The sequence below is a fragment of the Bradyrhizobium sp. GW821-FHT13H06 genome (assembly GCF_058803975.1).
Genome location: NZ_JBXAPN010000005.1, coordinates 457,975 through 477,015, shown reverse-complemented (window position 1 = coordinate 477,015; position 19,041 = coordinate 457,975). Strand labels below are relative to the sequence as shown.

The window sequence follows — 19,041 nt, the reverse complement described above, 5'->3', positions numbered from 1 at the left end:
GATTATAGATTTCGGAAGTCTGAATGAAGCCAGCGGGGATGTGATCCCAGTTGGCGAGCTCGAACGTGTCATCGAACCTCTCGACAGAGAGTTCCGGCAATCCGTTTTCGAACTCGGCAAACGTGATCGGATCACTCGCCAGCAAATCAAGGCCAACGAGCGACGCGCGACGTGTATCCCCCGACCATCTTGTCGCGGATAAGAGAGTATGTGCAGAGGCTCCGGCAACGACTTGCACTTTGGGCGTCGAGCTAGGATCTGGTCAGGCGTGTCGTCACCAGCATAAATTAGCTCGCGCAACAAAGCGCGGCATGTGAACTGGATCACAAATTTAGCCTCCGCTCCCTCAGGGCTGGCCGTTGATGCCCGCGCTCCTCTCAGGAGAGGGGGTGAATTCAACGGTCTTTCGGTTAAGGGAAACGCTCGAGGCGCGGAAGCCGGCTTCAACCCAGGCCCTCGCCTGTACGTGGCCTGCCTTCATGGCACTTTCATTCCCCCACCAGGAGCTGAACCTAAAAGCAGACTTTGGCAGCGGCCTCCCGAGAATATCCTCGATTTCGGAAAACGAGAGAGTGATCGCCCGACCTCGCATCGTTTCGAGCTTCCGCCGGAGTGGATCGTAAATGCTCATTGGACCTTGATCCCAAAAAGCCACAATGAACATCAACACGAATTGGTGTGCAAGCCGTAGAGGTGCTTACGGGCGGAGCCTTGATCGGTGATGCCGGCATCCAAAGACGAGTTTCGTTACGATGACAGAGGTCCTTAGGGCGAGGCCCACCACTCGTCGGGAAATGGCTCCAGCGGAATCTCGACTTGGTTGTCGTTCGCAGGGCGCGGAGACCGACCGTTCTTTCCTGCTTGGTGGAGCGCAGCGATGGATGGATTTGGGTGGATTTGAGTCTCGGATCGGCTCGGATCCGTCTTGCTATTATCCCTCAATAGTCCCCCGCGCTTTGAATCGAATGGTGGATGGAAATTCGAGAGGGCTCACCTCGTTCCAAGCGGCCTGCGCATTGGAAGCGGTCGTGACTTCTTAGCACCACGATGTGTTCCTAGGCCCATCCACTCCTCCTCAGGTAGCGTCCGGGCGTACGGCAATATATTATTTTTTGGTCTGCATTGCGGGAGTTGTCGGACGTCAAGTTTGTCTCGCAACAAACCGCTAGAATGCAGCTCCACAGGAACGATTAGATGGGGTGGGCGGGCCCCACAGCGCACTAGACGCTTGAAGCCGGGGCGAAGGCCTGGCTTCGAACCAGTTCCATGCTACACGACTACCCACCGGAAGGGATAGATCTACCGATTATACTCGGCGATGCCACTGTTATCAGCAGCAAGGTGGTTAGCTCGTCGCCGGGCAGAATTGAGTTGGACGACGGTCATCTCCGACGTCTAACGCTGGGTGCTTCCGGCGTTTCGGCTCGCTCATTTCCAGGCGCGGAGTGGATCGTGCAGTGGCGTACGTAGTTAGCCTGTGGGTCGATTGTCGTGCGTCGAGAGAAGGGATTGATACCGATCAATCTGATTTGCGAGCCGAACCCAGCTTTGCGATAAAGATTCGAGAAGTCTTGCCTCGGTTTCGTTCCGCGTTGATTGCATCAAGCTAAGGCATTCAATCGATTGGGCTCGGCAATGTTTCGCGGTGTCCACGAGCGTATCTCCATCCTAACCACAAAGTAGCTTCCACAAATTTCGACCGAAGATCTGTATATCAGTTCACGTGTTCAATGATTCCTCTTGCGCCCGCGTTCACTCCCTCAGCGCCATGGTCCACTCCCGTCAAGGAGGCGAGTTCACTGCTGGCGATTGACTCGCTTGCTCCTTCAGATGTTCGGGCCAGTCAATCGGCGTGCACAATAGGCCTCTCCGCTCGATTTCGGAAAAGAGTCTGTCGGCACGGCGCTTCGCCGGCAGGCCAACGAACCGTGTACCAGCCCAGGCGTCGGCTTGGATTTCCTGCCGGAAAAACTCGTACATGCGGAGAATAAAGTAGTCCGACAGGCCATCGAATTCGCCCATGGTCGCTCCGCTTAACCGAAGATCAGATTGAAAAGGCGGTGAAGAAGCTGCCACGCGATCCACGCAATGGCTGCGAACCAGAGCACCGTGAGCAGAATAGCGGCGGCACCAAAACAAGCGAGGAAGGTCAGGTCGAACATCCCAGGTTTTGAGGGGCTTCGGTCTCCGGCTGCATCGGACATATAAATAAACCTCCTGATCGCAGCAGATATCCTGGCCGGTGCAGCGTAGCCAAACGCCCGTTGGAATTAACCTGACCGGTCAACCTTAATCGGTCTCGTTCACGGCCTCAGGGTATCCGACAGCCTATTTGTGGTCCCAACCCATCACCTGGTAGAGCCGCGCGGCCTTGGCTCTTGCCAGGTCTCGGCTGTGGGTGGTCCAGATCGTCTTGTGCAGCAGTAGGGCACCGTTGACGAAGGTGCAGTACATGCCGGGCTGAAGATCGACGCGCTGCTCTTCGGGCACGTCGAGCAGCTCCATGGCAAAGCCGGTGACTCCGTCTTCGGCGAAGCGCTCAGTAAAGATTTGGCGCCCGCACAGAACGGCGTCGCAGCGGAAGCGGCGGGCGACCACCAGGAGCTGTACGATACGCCCCGAAAGCGGGAGATCAGTTACGCGTCGCCGATACCGGCTATGGACACGCCGGGAAACTGTTCCGCACAAGGGACACAGACCGACGCTTCCGGACGCCCGGATATTGGCCTGAGCCCCTCGCTTCATCCAGCAATGGAAAGAGTCCCGGTTGAATATGAGCCCAAGGGGCTCGGTGAAGCAACGGGGCGGGGCGCGGAGCCCTCGGCATAGCGCAGCGTCCCGTCCCGTTGCGGCCCAAGAGCGTTGCGTTTGGCGTATTCGGTCGGCGTGAGGTTGCCCAGGGCGCTGTGCGGCCGGGCGTTGTTGTAGTCGTCTTTCCAGGCCGCCAGCACGGCTCGCGCCTGTGCGAGCGAAGTGAACAGCGTCTCATTGAGGAGTTCATCGCGCAGGCGGGCGTTAAAGCTCTCGATGAAGGCATTCTGGGTCGGTTTGCCGGGCGCGATGTAGTGCCACTCGATCTGCCTCTCTTGGCTGAAGCGCAGCACGGCCATTCCGGTCAGCTCAGTGCCGTTGTCGGACAGGCACATCGCTGGCCGGCCGCGCCAGGCAATGATGACATCGAGCTCGCGTGTGACCCGCAGGCCCGGCAGCGAAGTATCGGCGAGCCACGCCGGCGGACTTGCAGCCGTTCCTCGCGATACAGACGTCGAAACTTCTTTTGGTTCATGACCAGCCCCTCGCGGCGCATCAGCACCAGCAGACGACGGTAGCCGAACTGGCGGCGGATCGCCGCCAGCTCGCGCAGGCGGGTGCGTACGGCCGCATCATCGGCTCGCCCGCTGCGATAGCGCACCGATGCGCGGTCTACCCCCAAGGCTTTGCACGCCCGCCGTTCGCTCACCTCGAAGGTGGTCCGCAGATGAGCGACGGCCTCTCGCCTCGCGGCGGGCGTCACCATTTTTTTGACGCAACGTCCTTGAGCATGGCGTTGTCGAGCATCGCCTCGGCCAGGAGCTTCTTCAGCTTGGCGTTCTCGTCCTCCAATGCCTTCAGCCGCTTGGCATCGGATACCTCCAGGCCACCGTACTTGGCCTTCCATTTGTAGAACGTTGCGCTCGAGATCCCGTGTTTGCGGCAGACATCAGCCGTCGCCACACCCGCCTCCTGCTCCCGCAAAATCCCGATGATCTGCTCTTCCGTGAACCGACTTGGCTTCATGGTCCATCTCCTCAGAGGTGACGGACTCTACCCATTCTTGGAGGAGTTTGCGGGGCTCAGACCAGAATCCAACAAAGTAATCAATGGCGTCCACCTCAAAGCAAACAGAATGCCGCGGACGGAACGCATCGTCCACTTCCTCAGGGCAGCAAAAAGCCCGCCAACCAGGCGGGCTTTCGCAGAGGAAGTTCGCAAGGTTCAAATCTCATCGCGCCAAGTTTCGAGAAAGCTTACTAAGGCGTTGGATGCAAGGATCGCTACGATAATGATGCTCAAGACAATGCAGATGATGAGAGCGGTCATTTCTGCCTCCTCTCGCTGCCCCTTGTTCTTAAGCCTACGCCGTTTAGTTTTGTCGACTTGCCATTGGTCAACACTTCAGCGCAATGCAGCATTCTTCGTTATTCCGCTCCCTCAGGGCTGCTGCTTCACTGCCCTCCTTGCAAACCCATGTCCCGCATCAGCCGCTATACCGCGCAACGGGCCACATCGAAGCATTCGCGCTTGAGCTGTCGCCAGACCTTGCGCACGCCATGGACGGAGAAGTTCTGATCGAACACGCGCCGAATCGCACGGGCCCGGACCTCGCGTGAAAATTTGTTTCGTCGTCTTGCTTGTCATGGCTCCATCCTCTCAGGAGTTGGGGCCTCCGGCAAACCCGGGGCGGTTCAGAGCGACGAGGAGTGTGAGATCCTGCTCCGCTTTGTCGCCAGTCGGCGTGCGGATGATTGCTCAGACTTTGATCATCAGTTCGTTGCCAGGTCCTTGAGGAGAAGGCTGTTCCGTAACGCCTCGGGCTGCCGACCCTTGCGGCTCTAGGGAATTCCCGGGCCCGCGACCTTCGGGCGAAACTGGGAGTTGCGCATCCCGATGCTACTGAGCCGGGCCTGCATGTCAAACCGCTACGTCATCGTTCAATTAGATTTCGTAGTTTCGCAATTCATCTCGCCTCGCTTGCACCGACGCCAAGAAGGCTGTACTCGCAACGGGGTCCCCATACAGTCGACATCAAGCAACAACGTCTGTGGAGCGGAGCCACGACAACGGCGGCGGTAAACCCGCCGACCAACTGTTGAGGCGCCGATCGATAGAAGCATTTTTTGCTATTGCACCTCCGATGGTCGCTGCAGGCGGGCAACAGATTGAAGCGTTTGGTCCTTCATATGCACGGGACTGCCGTCCCACAGCTCCTTGGCAATCGGTAGCGGAGCAATCTGCAGGTTTGTCCACCAGGCTCGCTCATCGCCGTTTCGATGAAGCGATTGATGGTGCGACCGGCAAAGGGGCACCGTGAATTCGTCGCTGACTTTTCGCCCCAATGTTCGTGGCTGGGCGAACTTGAGATGATGGGCGTCGGCAGGCGTCTTCTGACAAACAAGGCAACCCTGGCTGCGGACAAAAGCAAGGTGCTCCTTGCTTCGGTGTCGCGGAGGGTCCTTTGGAAACGCGAGGCCGGCATGGTCCGGCCCGAGGCGAGCTCGTGGTAGGCCGCCCCCGCTGGATGCCGCCAAGGGCCGGTGGTTGATTGCAGATGGAGCGGCCGGCATGGGAGAGGGCCCTGCGCCGTAATGATCGGTAAGATTGGCGGATCGCTCTAATCTCGTCTGATAGGCGTTCTCCAGAATGCGGGCGCCCGCATCCTGTAGGGTGTTCTTGAGAGGCGGGCATTCTTTGGCCCAGGCGGGCAGCCCCTCAGTGCCTTTTTGATAACCCAGAAGCCGATACGGAAGCTCGGGGGAGTGTTCAGGCGGAAGGACGAGCGGTCGATTTAGGATATCCTGGGAAGGCTCGCCTCGCCCGCCAGGCTGGACGGGCGGCTCGGCCGCGGCCGGGGGGCCCGTGGTGACGTCGGGAGCATCGAGATCGTCTTCGCTAGAGATCCCGACCAACGCAAATAGAGCATAGCGGCGGACATAGGTCAGCGCCGCTCCCATACGGTGTGGTGCTTCGACTTCCTTGCTGGCGCAAACCGGAAGGTCTGAGGAAATCCACTCTCCCGAGGCGTGGGCAAGCAAGGTGGTGAGGTGGATCTGGCCGGTCGTGGGCTCGATGCGTGTGGTCTGAAGGGTCGCAATCTCGTGCTGGCTGAGGGTTTTGCGGACGATGTCTAGACCCGAAGCTAGAGAAGCATTGCGGAAGGCGCGGTCATCCTCCCGAGGAAACGGCGAGCGGATCACCGCTGTCAGGGTCTTCTGAGGGTTTGTGATTTCAGCCTGGGCTCTTGCAAGAGCCGCCGCGATGGCTCCAATGCGCTCACTGGACTGATGCACGGGGCGCCTCCGCGGATTTTGCTTCGACCTTCTTCAAGTCGGCCTGCGCGCTTACGTGCTCATGATCTGCATCTTGCGTGCGGAGATGGGTGGCCGCCAGCTGCGCCCATCCATTGGAGCTCGAAATGTCGATGACCTTGACGGCTTCCAACCTTGGCCGTGGGGTCTCGATATTGAATAGTATGGGTGGCTCCCCGGTCTGCACGCAGCGCCAGAACTTCTTTTCTGCTGTCAGGAGAAGGTGCTGGTACAGCGGGTCCGCATGAACCGTGATCTCCGCCCATTTTCCGCCACCGGTGATGATCGACAGCACAGCCGAGCAGGCCGCGACAACCCACATGTTGTGTTGAAGCTGGGCCATAAATTCGTCTGCGGCGGTTTTTCCGGAGAAATTCCAGGGCAGCATGAACTTGGCTTCGTACAATGCGCCTGTCTGCTGAACGCGACCATCCAAAGTTGCCCCCATCCACTTGTGGACTGGATGCCTGACCTTTCGGTGCACGTCACCGACTGTGTGGCCGCTCGTGCGTTCGTACCAGGTCCGGTTGAGCTCCTGAGTGATGCTGCCAAGTTGGATCATAAAGTCGTTGGTCAGGTCGACGGGCAGGGCTTCGCCGCGCTTCTCGCGCCAGAGTCTGACTAGCTTGTCTTGATCGTCTCCCATGATGATTCGGGCATCGGATCCGCCAATGCAAATGCGGCGATTGGGGTGCAATTTCTTGTGGACTCGCGTATCCATCTGATCCTCCATGTCGAGAAGTATGATAAAAATATATCAGATGATATAAATTAACCCATATGGTAAAAAATGTCAAGAACGATCTCCCACCACTTCTTGCGGCTCAAATTCGCGCAGCCCGAGCCCTTCTGAGGTGGAGTGCGGAAGAATTGGCGCGATCTTCTGCTTTAGGGGCGAATACCGTCCGAAGAGCAGAGATTGCGGAAGGCGCGACCGCCCTGACGGCCGCCAACGACCGCGCCATAAGAAAGGCGCTCGAGGAGGCTGGCGTGGAGTTTATCGACGAGAATGGTGGAGGCGCGGGAGTTCGATTGCGTAAGCCGGTCCGCTAGAACATCGCCATATTTCCTGCCCACTCGCTGGTCTTGTCCGGCGTGGAGCAGACCAAATCACATAGTGTTTGGACAATACGATCGGTTGCAAACAACCCGATCTTTACAAGACAATTGGTTTACGTCTTTTCTGCTTTCGCGTTTCCGAAGGCGCGGTCGCCCTGACGATGAGCTTGATTCCGTCTTCGATTGTTAGCGTCGAATACTTTCCGCCGAAGTGCTCGCGCTCTTTCAGCAGTTGGTGCGCCGCTCGGCGAAGCGCTCCATTTACGATCTTCTCCATGCCTACTGCATACTCAAATTCACGATACTGCGAATCCGCTTCCCCTCGATGTAGATCTACGTCTGGAAGCCCAAGCGCTTGCTTTTCGTCGTCAGCCGCAAGAAAGGACCCGCTTAGGGACTCGAGCTTCCGCTGAGCACTGATCAACCTGAAAACGATTGGCATGATAGGTGCAGCCGATCCGCTTCCAGCTATCGTTCTAAGCACGGCTGCAGCAAGATCGGCCAAATGGCTCATTGCTTGCTGTTTTGCATGTAGGATCTCTATGTCGCGAGCAGCGTTTTCGCTCACAACCCTGAGCCCGGGCGGCCTGCTTTCACTGTTGGTCATGCTAAGCATCACTCCTGATGGGCTTATTAGAAAGTTCGATGGCGTTTCATTGACTGCCAACGTCGCTGAGCTGTTCGCGCGTTGGAAGTTCGAATGACGCTGTTTGGATAGCGACGATCTTGGCGACCCATTCGATTTGAACGTCGTGGATTGCATCAAGATGGCGCGAGGTAAGGTGGAAAAGCCTTTGTTCGGCGGCCGGCGAAATGTGTCTCCACCAAGTTGTTCCGTCGGTGATATGCGAGATGAAGTACTCGTTAGCGCCTTGTCGGCTTAAAACATCGGCAGTCATCGGCTCCAAGCTTCTTTCATTATAGACCAGCAGCCAGCCCCGCATCTTGCCGTGTCTTATTTCCAGTGCGACCGAACCAGCAGGAAGGTGAGCGGCGCCCGCGCGGCAGCGACTAGTCTGCTCGAACATCACTTCATCGCCGTCACCGATAGATCCGACGACAGGAAGCACCCTTGCTGCCCATCCGTAGGCATCTTGCGCATAGCTGAATCCCAGAGCTTCCTTCGGGACGCCGAGGATCAAGCCTATTTCAAACGCGCGTTCTGCATCGAGCCAGGTGTCGCGCTCTTCCAGGCGCCGAATAGTTTCACGGGTCACCCCGATCAATTTGCCGACTTTCTCAAGGGACAGGCCCGCACGACGTCGAAAGAAGCGTATCGAGTTCGGAGGCGGAGCACATTCCAGCCTGCTCTCCTGTGCGCGTCGTCTACTCCTCCCGGCGTTGAGCCGCGTTCCGGAGGAATTGACCAATTCGTGGGAAGAAACGAAACTCGTTCGTGGAGAATGACCTTCTTGAGATGCGGGCGAGACAGAAACAGTGCTGGGCATTCCCTCGTTCCTTGCTGGTAAGGAGGGAATTGTAGACGATAGTCATCAAGGCCGCAACAAAAATGAGATTCATAGTCCGTAGACTCAGAGTCGTCACATTGGCCTTGTTGAGGCATGGAAGATGAAACAGGTATCATCGCAGTAGTCGCGTTGGCGGTGCGGAGAGCGCGCCAAAGGCTGGGATTGTCCCAAGAGACTTTAGCTTTAGAGGCCGGGTTAGACAGGACTTACGTTAGTCAAGTAGAGCGTGGCACTCGCAATTGTACCATCGTTGTCCTAGCTCGCTTGGCTCGTGCGTTGAAGACGACGCCTGATCAGTTGCTCGTTCCTCAAAAGAAAGGCCGTAGTTGATACGCGGTCTTCCTTGATCGCGCAGAACTACGCTTCACCCACCTGCGGCACATCGGTTGCTAACTCGAAGATCTACGACACGCCGGCATGCGCCGGGATCTAGCCTTCCAAATCTTAACGTGATCAGGACGCACGCTGTAGTCCCGTGCTGCTATCAGCATCAACCTGTGTGCAGATCGACGATGCCGAACTAGGCGCAGGCGAGACGGCGACATCGTTGTTGCGGGACCTGAACTCCTTGCAACCCAACTTCGTCGATCCGCCTTCGCGAAGGCCCCGTCAATCAGCCTTAGTTCACGAAGTGTCGATGGTCGGAAGTGCCGCAACGGCCGCTTCAATACGCCAATTGCCATTTGCACCAGGTTGAAATGCCTGATAGGACGCCGCCGCTTGGGAGAGCATCGTCGATACGGCAGGCGAGATGCAGGTTGTTCTCTGGACATCAGCCTTTAATCGCCGTCAGCGCATGCGCGCCGGGCCAAGTAACCGGCTAAAGGCACGATCGCCACGCTGCGACGGAGCTTCCATTTGCCGCCGGGATCTTTATTTCGGCTCGATCGACTTCGGTGCCCGGACGCGCGACATACCCATTCTCGACCTCCTTAATTCTCGGCCTGCTTAATGTCTCGCTGTATGCCCAGAGATTGAGTGCGTTCGCGGCATCGAGCATCATGGCTCCCAAATGCTTAGATCACAAAAGCGTTCCTAAGCCAGCGCGCCCGCGTATCGCATTGTCCCTTCCATAGTATTGACTCAAGTGCCCGCATCAATCTCTTATAAGCCACCATCTGCCTTTCAGCAGGCCAGCTGACTTGGTCCTTAATCAGAATTAACGCAGAAATTTTAAATCGCGCATCAGCGGTTCGGAAATACGCGAATCATAGTATCGTCTGATCCGACGGGCCGCGTAGTCGGAGTAACAATGAGAGTACCAGTCGAAGCGCAGAATAGGGCTGCGCACGTGTTGGCCGCCAAGATCCCAGATCATATCGTTGGATTGTTCGTCGAGCCGGTTCTGCTCGAGGGTGAAGACCCCAAGCTCTATTGGAACATGGTCTCCGCGGCCATCGATGAGCACCAGCCCGCGAGCTTCTTGGATTGGATCGAAATCAACGACCTTGTCACAAAGCTCTGGGAAGAGCGTGTTTATCGACGTGCCACCAACGCCGTTATATGGGCAGGTCAGCGAACTGCAGTGGAGCAGTTTGTGACTGAGATAATCCCGGGTGACGGTCGATTGAAGTCGGTTAATATGGCCGCGCGCGAGGCGAATAATTATTTCAGCGCGAGTAAGCAAGAAAGGGAAGAAGTGCGATCTCAGCTCGCGACCTATAAAATCGGGGAAGCAGAGGTGCTCGCCCGCTCAGCGCAGAACAACAGCGATGCCATCAAAATGCTTGAGGGGATGGTATCGTCACGCGAATGCACGCGCCGAAAGCTGCAAAAGGAAATGAGGCGGCGCCGGTCTTCCCAAGGGGTGAAATCAGAAACATGTGGCGATGCAAATTCGCACCATCCGAGTCCCCACGGGTCTTGCCAAAGGGGCGAAACAACAGGCAACGTGGATTTTGACGTGCATCATCGTGGTGAAGCTGGCGCTTCCAGAAAGCTCACAGCGACTATGAACGAGGAAGTCGATCTTCATCCCATGAGCCAGTCCCGGTCTTGCCGGGGGGTGAAGGCGGAGGTGGATCTGGACGGAGGTCAGCACAATCTGGACCGGTTAGGCTCTTGCCAAGAGGCTAAAGCCAAAATTGTCGGTGAGCGAGACATCCGTAATCATGGCCACTGAAAAGCAGATCAAGGCGAACCGAGAGAATGCTAAACGAAGCACAGGGCCGAAGACCTTGGCCGGGCGTCTCAAGTCAAGCCGCAATGCCTTGCGCCATGGTCTGTCTATTCCTGCGACTGCGGATACGCCGGCAGACTCGCTGGCGTTTGAGTTCATGGAATTTCTGATGCCCGAGGTCGCGAGTCATGCGCAAATGCTCGCGGCGCTCGAAATGGCGCAAGCCCAATGCCAGTTGCAGAGGGTTGCAGCTGTTCGGAGCGGGCTAATCGCAAAGCTGGATCTGCAATCTCCATCTCACGAAGAGGTGCGGCGCCTGGCGGCATTGGAGCGCTATGAACGTCGAGCCTATCGGCAACGCCGTCGAGCGGCCGGTCTACTTCACAGCGCGGAAGCGAGGAGATGATGCAGTTCAAGGGCGAGCGCAAAATTGGCAAAACGAACCCAATTTTATCGCGCCCATAGGCTCTGGCGAAGGATGAGTTGCGTTATCCCAGTCGGAGGCGGGTGAAACAAGCCGAAATGCCTAGAGATCTGTCGCCATGCCCAACGATACCTATTCTCTCCGCAGCGGCTCCCTCACGGCGACCATCAAGGCGCACGGTGCCGAGCTGTGCTCGCTGAAGGCCGACAGCGGCATCGAATTCGTTTGGCAGGCGGGGCCGGAATGGCCGCGCCACGCGCCGCTGCTGTTTCCGATCGTCGGGCGCCTCGCCAATGACGAATTGCGGCACCGGGGCAAGACGTATCGGATGACCCAGCACGGCTTTGCCCGCGACAGCCGCTTTGCGTGGGCGGAACGCGGCGAGAGCCGCTGCACCCTGGTGCTCGATGACAGCGAGGCGACGCGCGCGCTCTATCCGTTCGCGTTCCGGCTCACGGCCGCCTACGCCATCGATGACACCGGCCTCGACCTGACGTTCACGATTGCCAACACCGACAAGGAGACATTGCCCGCGTCGCTCGGTGGTCATCCCGCCTTCAATTGGCCGCTCCGGCCCGGTCTGGCAAAGGAGAGCTATGCGCTGACTTTCGCGCGCGCGGAGTCGTCTCCCGTCCGCCGTCTCGATGGTGGGCTGCTGCGGTCGGCAGCGGAGCCGAGCCCGGTCAAGGGCAGCTCGCTTCCTCTGTCCGACTCCCTGTTCACCGACGACGCCATCATCTTCGACCGGATCGAGAGCACGTCGGTCCGCTATGCCGCGGGGCAGGGTGCATCGACCGGGCCGTGGCTGGAAATGTCCTGGCGCGGCTTCCGCGAGCTCGGCGTCTGGTCGAAACCGTCAGGTGCTCCGTTCCTCTGCATCGAGCCGTGGCGCGGCCATGCCAGTCCCGCGGGCTTCGACGGCGAGTTCACCGACAAGCCCGGCCTGATGCACATTGCGCCGGAGGCGCAAGAGCAATTGTCGTTCCGGATCGAGGTCGGATCGTCCTGAGGCCGGAGGGCGGGCTGATCGACGGGCCTCAGACCTCGATCCGCGTGAGATCCTCGCCGAGCACGACCGGCCCCGAATAGTCCTGCCGCACATCGTCAAGCAGCGCCTTCAGCATGGTGTCGTCGGTGCGCGGCCGGTGGTGGGTCAGCGCCAGCTTCCTGACGCTGGCCTTGGCCGCGACCTTGCCGACCGTGTCGCCGCAGGCGATCGTGTATTTCGCAAGCCGGCGGAGGTGCTCGTTGTTGATCTCGGGCGTTGCGAGGAAGCAGCACTGGACGAGCAGGTCGGCTCCCTCGGCCAGTCGCTCGAGCCCGGGGCAGGGGACGGTGTCGCCGGAAATCGCAACGACCTTGCCCTCCGCTTCGAAGCGGTAGCCGAGACACATCCAGCGCTGGAGAAACGCGGGCGACATGCCGAGGCCGTCGCCGTGCGAGACGAGTTCGGCGCTGAGCTTCCAGCGGCCGGTGTCGCGAACGGGGCCCGGCACGATGTCGGTTGCGACGACAGGCTTCCAGCCGCCGAAGCTCGGCTCACCTTGATCGCGCCAGGCGATGTCCTTGTCGTAGACCTGCGTGAGCAGCGTATTGACCAGCCGCTCGGTATCGGGCGGTCCATAGATGCGCAGCTCGTCCTTGCGCCCGTGCATCCATGAATTCAGCATCACATCATAGAGGTCGCCGATGTGGTCGAAGTGATGGTGCGTGAGAAAGACCGTGTTGATGGCGCCGAGCGGCACGCCGGCCTTGCTGAGCTGCACCACGACGCCGCGGCCTGCGTCGAACAGGATGTTCTCGTCGCCGAGCCTGATCAGCGTGGTGGTCGCCATGCGGTGCGGGTCCGGGCGCGGGCCACCGGTGCCGAGCAGTATGACCTCCATGACGCGACCTCCAGGTACGCACTTTTGCGACACACAGTAGATGCGGAGCTCGCGGCGGGGCAAGCCGATGGCGCCGACGCGCGCCAAATTCGATCTGGTCGCAGCGCTCGTCGCGACCGGCACCGGCGTCGACTACAGCTTGCGCTCCGTGAGCGGCTCCAGGGACCCGCCGGTTCGCCGTCAACGCGATGCGACGCGCTTCCATCTGGCTCCGATGCGCGCCTTGATCTGGCTGATCCGGGCCTCGTGTGCGGCCCAATAGGCGCGGCTGGCGGCCGCGGTGCCCTGACGATAGCGGGCATAGACCGTTTTGGGCCGTACCGGCATGTTCGGGCGGCTCGCCGGTTTTGCCGGAGCCGCAGCAGCGACCGGGGGCGCCGCATCGGGGGCAGCCGCAGCTTCGGTCCCTGCCGGCATCGCGTTCATGGCGAGGAGACGGTTGCGGGCTCGGTTGCAATAGACCTGCGACCGCGCGGTCATCTCTTCTTCGCCATGACCTGCCCGGTACTTCATCAGCGCGCGGCAGAGGTCCCCGCCCGCCAGGCGCCAGGCCCGGCTGAGATAAAGCACTCCGTAATGGATATTGACGTCCAATTCAGCGAGTTCCGCATTGCTTCCGCGGAATCCCAGCATCGCCGCCGTCTCGGGCCGCACCTGCATCACGCCGATTTCGCCAACGCTGCCGATGACCGCCGGGTTATAGCCGCTTTCGACAAAGACGACCGCTTCGGCGACATCGGCCGGCAAATTGGTCTTTGCGGTTTCTCTCTCGATGATCTTCCGGATCATGGCCCGGGATGATGGCGTCTCGCCGGCGCCGAGCTCGGTCCCGGCGCTGGAAATCGTCGACATCGTGCGCGGCCCGTCGCTATCGCCGTCACTCGCATGTGCGCCGATCGGGGCCGACAACAGCAGCGCGACCGCCACGTGTCTCCACGTCGCGCCCAGACTGAAGCGTGCCCGATCCCGCAGCATGGGTTTGTCATAGAGCGCCGGAGTTAACAAACCGGCCATTGGCGCGCGGTCATTGCCGCGCGGGCGCCCTGATCCGTGACGGGACGTCCACCGTCACGCCCCAGGGAACGCCTTCCCCTTCGCGCGTGTTGTGGCCTTGGCGGGAGCGCGGCCGATGCTATGGTGTCCCGCTATTTCCGTGACGACATGACGAGGATATTTCAGTGGCTGATGTTCATCCCGCGGCGGGCAAGCAGGCCTCGCCGGACGCGCTCACCAATATTCCGCGGCTGGTGACGCAATATTTCGCTGGCAAGCCCGACGCATCGGATCCGGCGCAGCGCGTGGCGTTCGGCACCTCGGGCCATCGCGGCACCTCGTTCAAGAACACGTTCAACGAAGGGCACATCCTCGCGACCACGCAGGCCATTTGTGATTACAGGCGAGAAAAGGGGCTGACGGGCCCGCTCTTCATCGGCATCGACACCCACGCGCTGGCCGAGCCGGCGCTCGTCAGCGCCATCGAGGTGTTCGCCGCCAATGGCGTTGATGTCATGATCGACAAGGACGGCGGCTACACGCCGACGCCCGTCATCTCGCATGCCATCCTCACCTACAACAAGGGCCGCGCCAGCGGCCTCGCCGACGGCGTCGTCATCACCCCCTCGCACAATCCGCCGGAGGACGGCGGCTACAAATACAATCCGCCGCATGGCGGTCCCGCTGACACCGATGTGACCGGTGTCGTCGAGAAGCACGCCAACGCGTATCTGGCCGACGGCCTCAAGGGCGTGAAGCGCATCGACTACGCCAAGGCGCGCAAGTCCGCGAACGTCCACGCCTGCGACTTCATCACCCCTTACGTCGCCGATCTCGGCAATGTCGTCGATCTCGACCTCGTCAAATCCGCCGGCGTCACCATCGGCATCGATCCGCTCGGCGGTGCCGCCGTGCATTACTGGCATCCGATCATCGAGCGCTACGGCCTGAAGGCCACGGTGGTGAACGAGGCGATCGACCCGACCTTCCGCTTCATGACGGTGGACTGGGACGGCAAGATCCGCATGGATTGCTCATCGCCCTACGCCATGGCGAGCCTGATCGGGATGCGCGACCGCTTCGACGTCGCGTTTGCCAACGACACCGATGCCGATCGTCACGGCATCGTCACGCGCACCGGCGGCCTGATGAATCCGAACCATTATCTGGCGACCGCGATCTCCTATCTGTTCGCGCACCGCCCGCACTGGGGCAAGGATGCCGCGATCGGCAAGACCGTGGTGTCGAGCTCGATCATTGATCGCGTCGCGAAAAAGCTCGGCCGCAAACTGGTGGAGACGCCGGTCGGCTTCAAATGGTTCGTCGACGGGCTCCTCACCGGCGGCTTCGGCTTCGGCGGCGAGGAGAGTGCAGGCGCCTCGTTCCTGCGTCGCGATGGCACGGTGTGGACCACCGACAAGGACGGCATCATCCTCGGCCTGTTAGCTGCCGAGATCATGGCGAAGACCGGCCGCGATCCCAGCCAGATCTTTGGCGACCTCACCGCAGAGTTCGGCATGCCCCATTACGCGCGCATCGACGTCGCCGCGACCGGGCCGCAGAAGAACATCCTGAAGTCCGTCACGCCCGAGCAACTCGGCCTGAAGGATCTCGCCGGCGATCCGGTTCGCGCGACGCTGAGCAAGGCGCCCGGCAACGGCCAGCCGTTCGGCGGCATCAAGGTGGAGACCGACTATGGCTGGTTCGCCGCGCGGCCGTCGGGGACGGAGGACGTCTACAAGATCTACGCCGAAAGCTTCCGCAGCACCGAGCATCTGAAGAAGATCCAGGAAGAGGCGAAGGCGGGGCTGGCGAAGGTGTTCGGGCCGTAAGGCCCTAAGAGCAGAACAAGATCACATGCGTTCACGATAGGTCGTCATGCCCGGGCTTGTCCCGGGCATCCACGTTCTTCGTACCGCGTGGCAACGCGTGGATGGCCGGGACAAGCCCGGCCATGACGCTGTTGAGGCGCTAGCGCCTACGCTCGCAGGCCTCATGCGGCGAGGCTGTATACCGGACAACCATTAAAGGTAATTTGGTAAGGTAATTTCGGTCTTGAATGGCCCATCCTCCGCTAATAATGTATACATAACGTATTCATAAGCCGTGGGAGCGAGACCGATGACCAAACCCTTCCCCATGAACGCCTGGTACGCCGCCGCCTGGGACGCCGAGGTGAAGCCGGCGCTGCTGCCGCGGACGATCTGCGGCAAGCATGTCGTGATGTACCGCAAGGCTGACGGCTCGGTGGCCGCGCTGGAGGATGCCTGCTGGCATCGCCTGGTGCCGCTGTCCAAGGGCCGGCTCGAAGGCGACACCGTCGTCTGCGGCTATCACGGTCTGAAGTACAATGCGCAGGGGCGCTGCACCTTCATGCCTTCGCAGGAAACCATCAATCCGTCGGCCTGCGTGCGCGCTTATCCCGTGGTCGAGCGTCACCGCTACATCTGGCTCTGGATGGGCGATCCCGCGCTGGCCGATCCCGCGCTGGTGCCGGACATGCACTGGAACCACGATCCGGCCTGGGCGGGCGACGGCAAGACCATCCACGTCAATTGCGACTACCGCCTCGTGCTCGACAATCTCATGGACCTCACCCACGAGACTTTCGTGCACGGCTCTTCGATCGGCAACGACGCGGTCGCCGAGGCTCCATTCGACGTCACCCATGGTGAGAAGACGGTGACCGTGACGCGCTGGATGCGGAACATCGAGCCGCCGCCGTTCTGGGCCAGGCAGCTCGGCAAGCCCGGCCTCGTCGATCGCTGGCAGATCATCCGCTTCGAGGCCCCCTGCACCATCGCGATCGACGTCGGCGTCGCGCCGGCCGGCAGCGGCGCGCCGGAAGGCGACCGCTCGCAGGGCGTCAACGGCTTCGTGCTCAACACCATCACGCCGGAGACCGAGAAGACCTGCCATTATTTCTGGGCGTTCGTCCGCAACTACCGCCTCGGCGAGCAGCGCATCACCACCGAGATCCGCGAGGGCGTCTCCGGCATCTTTCGCGAGGACGAGCTGATTCTGGAAGCGCAGCAGCGCGCGATGGACGAGAACCCCGATCGTATCTTCTACAATCTCAACATCGACGCCGGCGCGATGTGGTCACGCAAGCTGATCGACAAGATGATTGCCAGGGAGAATGCGCCGCAACACCTCCAGGCCGCGGAGTAGGCCATGGCCGAGCGTGAAGTCGACCGCTCCGTCTCGCAGACCGTGAAGGCGCAGCTGGCGCTGCGCGACCAGATCCTGTCGGGCGCGTTGCGCCCGGGCGAGCGCATCTCCGAGCTTCAGGCGGTGGAGACCACCGGCGCCTCGCGCACCCCGGTGCGCATGGCGCTGGTGCGGCTGGAGGAGGAGGGCCTGCTGGAGGCGATTCCCTCCGGCGGCTTCATGGTGAAGGCGTTTTCGGAGCGCGACATTTCCGACTCCATCGAGCTGCGCGGCACGCTGGAAGGCTTGGCCGCGCGCTTCGCGGCCGAACGCGGTGTTTCCGCGCGCGAGCTGGAGCCGCTGAAGGAATGTCTTGCGGCGATCGACGAGCTTCTGCGGCAGGTGCCGATCTCGGTCGATGCCTTCTCGTCCTATGTCACGCTGAACGCGCGCTTCCACGCCGTGCTCACGGAACTGTCGCGCAGCCCGCCGCTGATCCGCCAGATCGACCGGGCCTCGGCGCTGCCGTTTGCGTCCCCGAGCGGCTTCGTGATGGCGCAGTCGGCGCTGCCCGAGGCGCAGCAGATCCTGATCATCGGGCAGGAGCACCATCGCGTCGTGATCGACGCCATCGAGAACCGCGAAGGCGCGCGCGCGGAGGCCGTCATGCGCGAGCATGCGCGGCTCGCGGTGCGAAACCTCCGCCTTGCGCTTCGCAACCGGACCCATCTCGACCTCTTGCCGGCGCTCGCGCTGATCAAGACCGCAACCGATTGAGGGCAGTCACCATGCGCTTCATCGAAACCTGGATTCCTGCAACGCTCGTCTCGACCCGCGACCTTGCGCCCGGCATCCGCGAATTCCTGATCAGGCCGGATCAGCTCGACGTCACGGCCTATCCGGTCGGCAGCCACATCAATGTCAGCGTGACCATCGACGGCCAGCCGGAGACGCGGTCCTATTCGCTGGTCGGCGAGGCCTCTCCGCATGGATTCAGAATTGCGGTGCGCCGCGCCGAGGATTCCCGCGGCGGCTCCCGCTACATGTGGTCCCTGCAGCCGGGCGCACGGCTCGACATCACGCAGCCCGCCTCGCTGCTCGCCGTGGACTGGACGCGGCAGAACTATTGCCTGATCGCTGGCGGCATCGGCATCACCCCGATCCTCGGCGCGGCGCAGGCGCTGGCGCGCCGCGGGTCGGATGTCATGCTGCACTATGCGGTGCGCTCGCGCCGCGAGGCCGCCTATCTCGACGAGCTCGCCGCGATGCTTGGTGATCGCCTCGTCGTCCATGCGAGCGACGAAGGCAGGCGGCTCGATCTCGATGCGCTGTTCGCCTCATTGCCGCAAGCAACGCTGGCGCTGTTCTGCGGCCCGATGCGGCTGCTGGACGCCGCGCGCCATGCCTGGATCGGCGCCGGCCATGCGCTCCCCGATCTCCGCTACGAGACCTTCGGCTCCAGCGGCACGCTGCCGACCGAAACGTTTCGCGTGCGATTGAAGGACTCGAACATCGAGCTCGAAATCCCGCGCGAGCGCTCGATGCTGGACGTGCTCAACGCCAGCGGCCATGACGTGATGTTCGACTGCAAGCGCGGCGAATGCGGCCTGTGCGCCATTGACGTGGTCGAGGTCGACGGCGAGATCGACCACCGCGACGTCTTCTTCAGCGACCACCAGAAGCACAGCAACCAGAAGATCTGCGCCTGCGTCTCCCGCGCCCGCGGCACCATCACGGTGGACACGCTGTTGCGGGCGGACGCGGTCTGATCGAGCCCGGGGCGGAATTTCGTTGGAGAAATCGGCGGGCGCCGCGGTCTCCACCTCTCCCGCTTGCGGGAGAGGTCGGCGCGTCCGGGCGATGCGCAGCATCGTCC

General features: G+C 60.9%; 18 protein-coding genes and 2 pseudogenes. 8 read left to right on the top strand and 12 right to left on the bottom strand.

What is annotated here, in order from left to right; all coding sequences use genetic code 11:
• Positions 1-346: 346 nt before the first annotated feature.
• From AC1RQP_RS23795 to AC1RQP_RS23750, 10 genes and pseudogenes are all read right to left on the bottom strand, one after another.
• Positions 347-631: a DUF7662 domain-containing protein gene (locus tag AC1RQP_RS23795; protein WP_492938703.1), complete on the bottom strand. Its 285-nt coding sequence runs from the start codon at positions 629-631 to the stop codon at positions 347-349.
• Between the two features lie 1,151 nt (positions 632-1,782).
• A complete protein-coding gene (locus AC1RQP_RS23790; protein ID WP_492938702.1) occupies positions 1,783-2,022 on the bottom strand; it encodes a hypothetical protein in 240 nt (79 codons plus the stop codon).
• Positions 2,023-2,033: 11 nt separating this feature from the next.
• Entirely contained in the window at positions 2,034-2,204 is a 171-nt protein-coding gene (locus tag AC1RQP_RS23785) for a hypothetical protein (protein WP_492938701.1), read from the bottom strand.
• 124 nt (positions 2,205-2,328) lie between these two features.
• Positions 2,329-2,745 (bottom strand): transposase family protein, encoded by a 417-nt coding sequence (locus AC1RQP_RS23780; protein WP_492938700.1) that lies wholly within the window; start codon positions 2,743-2,745, stop codon positions 2,329-2,331.
• Positions 2,742-3,777: pseudogene (locus AC1RQP_RS23775) on the bottom strand (integrase core domain-containing protein). Before AC1RQP_RS23775 ends, AC1RQP_RS23780 begins: the two are co-directional and overlap by 4 nt.
• A 470-nt stretch (positions 3,778-4,247) precedes the next feature.
• A pseudogene (locus AC1RQP_RS23770) lies at positions 4,248-4,346 on the bottom strand (IS3 family transposase); the annotation flags it as partial.
• 534 nt (positions 4,347-4,880) lie between these two features.
• The gene (locus tag AC1RQP_RS23765; RefSeq protein WP_492938699.1) at positions 4,881-6,047 is read right to left on the bottom strand and encodes an ERF family protein; all 1,167 of its coding nucleotides are present in this window, start codon (positions 6,045-6,047) and stop codon (positions 4,881-4,883) included.
• Positions 6,031-6,786, bottom strand: coding sequence for a YqaJ viral recombinase family protein (locus AC1RQP_RS23760; protein WP_239621755.1), 756 nt, complete (start codon positions 6,784-6,786; stop codon positions 6,031-6,033). The genes AC1RQP_RS23765 and AC1RQP_RS23760 overlap by 17 nt, the downstream gene beginning before the upstream one ends.
• A 435-nt stretch (positions 6,787-7,221) precedes the next feature.
• On the bottom strand, positions 7,222-7,731 hold the full coding sequence (locus AC1RQP_RS23755; protein ID WP_239621757.1) for a hypothetical protein: 510 nt from the start codon (positions 7,729-7,731) through the stop codon (positions 7,222-7,224).
• Positions 7,732-7,777: 46 nt separating this feature from the next.
• Complete coding sequence (locus AC1RQP_RS23750) at positions 7,778-8,572, bottom strand: helix-turn-helix transcriptional regulator (protein WP_492938698.1); 795 nt, start codon at positions 8,570-8,572, stop codon at positions 7,778-7,780.
• Between the two features lie 114 nt (positions 8,573-8,686).
• Here AC1RQP_RS23750 and AC1RQP_RS23745 point away from each other — a divergent pair, with 114 nt between their 5' ends.
• The 4 genes from AC1RQP_RS23745 to AC1RQP_RS23730 all read left to right on the top strand — a co-directional run bounded on the left by AC1RQP_RS23745 (position 8,687) and on the right by AC1RQP_RS23730 (position 12,145).
• Positions 8,687-8,923: a helix-turn-helix domain-containing protein gene (locus AC1RQP_RS23745; protein ID WP_239621758.1), complete on the top strand. Its 237-nt coding sequence runs from the start codon at positions 8,687-8,689 to the stop codon at positions 8,921-8,923.
• Positions 8,924-9,845: 922 nt separating this feature from the next.
• Positions 9,846-10,715, top strand: coding sequence for a hypothetical protein (locus AC1RQP_RS23740; RefSeq protein WP_492938697.1), 870 nt, complete (start codon positions 9,846-9,848; stop codon positions 10,713-10,715).
• Positions 10,705-11,118, top strand: a complete 414-nt coding sequence (locus AC1RQP_RS23735) for a hypothetical protein (protein WP_239621760.1) — start codon at positions 10,705-10,707, stop codon at positions 11,116-11,118. Before AC1RQP_RS23740 ends, AC1RQP_RS23735 begins: the two co-directional genes overlap by 11 nt.
• Before the next feature lie 136 nt (positions 11,119-11,254).
• Positions 11,255-12,145, top strand: a complete 891-nt coding sequence (locus tag AC1RQP_RS23730) for an aldose 1-epimerase family protein (RefSeq protein ID WP_492938696.1) — start codon at positions 11,255-11,257, stop codon at positions 12,143-12,145.
• A 28-nt stretch (positions 12,146-12,173) separates the two neighbouring features.
• Here AC1RQP_RS23730 and AC1RQP_RS23725 read toward each other — a convergent pair whose 3' ends face one another.
• Complete coding sequence (locus tag AC1RQP_RS23725) at positions 12,174-13,022, bottom strand: MBL fold metallo-hydrolase (RefSeq protein WP_492938695.1); 849 nt, start codon at positions 13,020-13,022, stop codon at positions 12,174-12,176.
• Positions 13,023-13,202: 180 nt separating this feature from the next.
• The gene (locus tag AC1RQP_RS23720) at positions 13,203-13,949 is read right to left on the bottom strand and encodes a transglycosylase SLT domain-containing protein (protein ID WP_492938694.1); all 747 of its coding nucleotides are present in this window, start codon (positions 13,947-13,949) and stop codon (positions 13,203-13,205) included.
• Positions 13,950-14,200: 251 nt separating this feature from the next.
• Here AC1RQP_RS23720 and pgm point away from each other — a divergent pair, with 251 nt between their 5' ends.
• The 4 genes from pgm to AC1RQP_RS23700 all read left to right on the top strand — a co-directional run bounded on the left by pgm (position 14,201) and on the right by AC1RQP_RS23700 (position 18,934).
• Positions 14,201-15,847, top strand: coding sequence for a phosphoglucomutase (alpha-D-glucose-1,6-bisphosphate-dependent) (gene pgm, locus AC1RQP_RS23715; RefSeq protein ID WP_492938693.1), 1,647 nt, complete (start codon positions 14,201-14,203; stop codon positions 15,845-15,847).
• 289 nt (positions 15,848-16,136) lie between these two features.
• Positions 16,137-17,186, top strand: a complete 1,050-nt coding sequence (locus AC1RQP_RS23710; RefSeq protein ID WP_492938692.1) for an aromatic ring-hydroxylating dioxygenase subunit alpha — start codon at positions 16,137-16,139, stop codon at positions 17,184-17,186.
• A 3-nt stretch (positions 17,187-17,189) separates the two neighbouring features.
• Positions 17,190-17,942: a GntR family transcriptional regulator gene (locus AC1RQP_RS23705; protein WP_131866054.1), complete on the top strand. Its 753-nt coding sequence runs from the start codon at positions 17,190-17,192 to the stop codon at positions 17,940-17,942.
• Positions 17,943-17,953: 11 nt separating this feature from the next.
• A complete protein-coding gene (locus tag AC1RQP_RS23700) occupies positions 17,954-18,934 on the top strand; it encodes a PDR/VanB family oxidoreductase (RefSeq protein WP_492938691.1) in 981 nt (326 codons plus the stop codon).
• Positions 18,935-19,041: the final 107 nt, after the last annotated feature.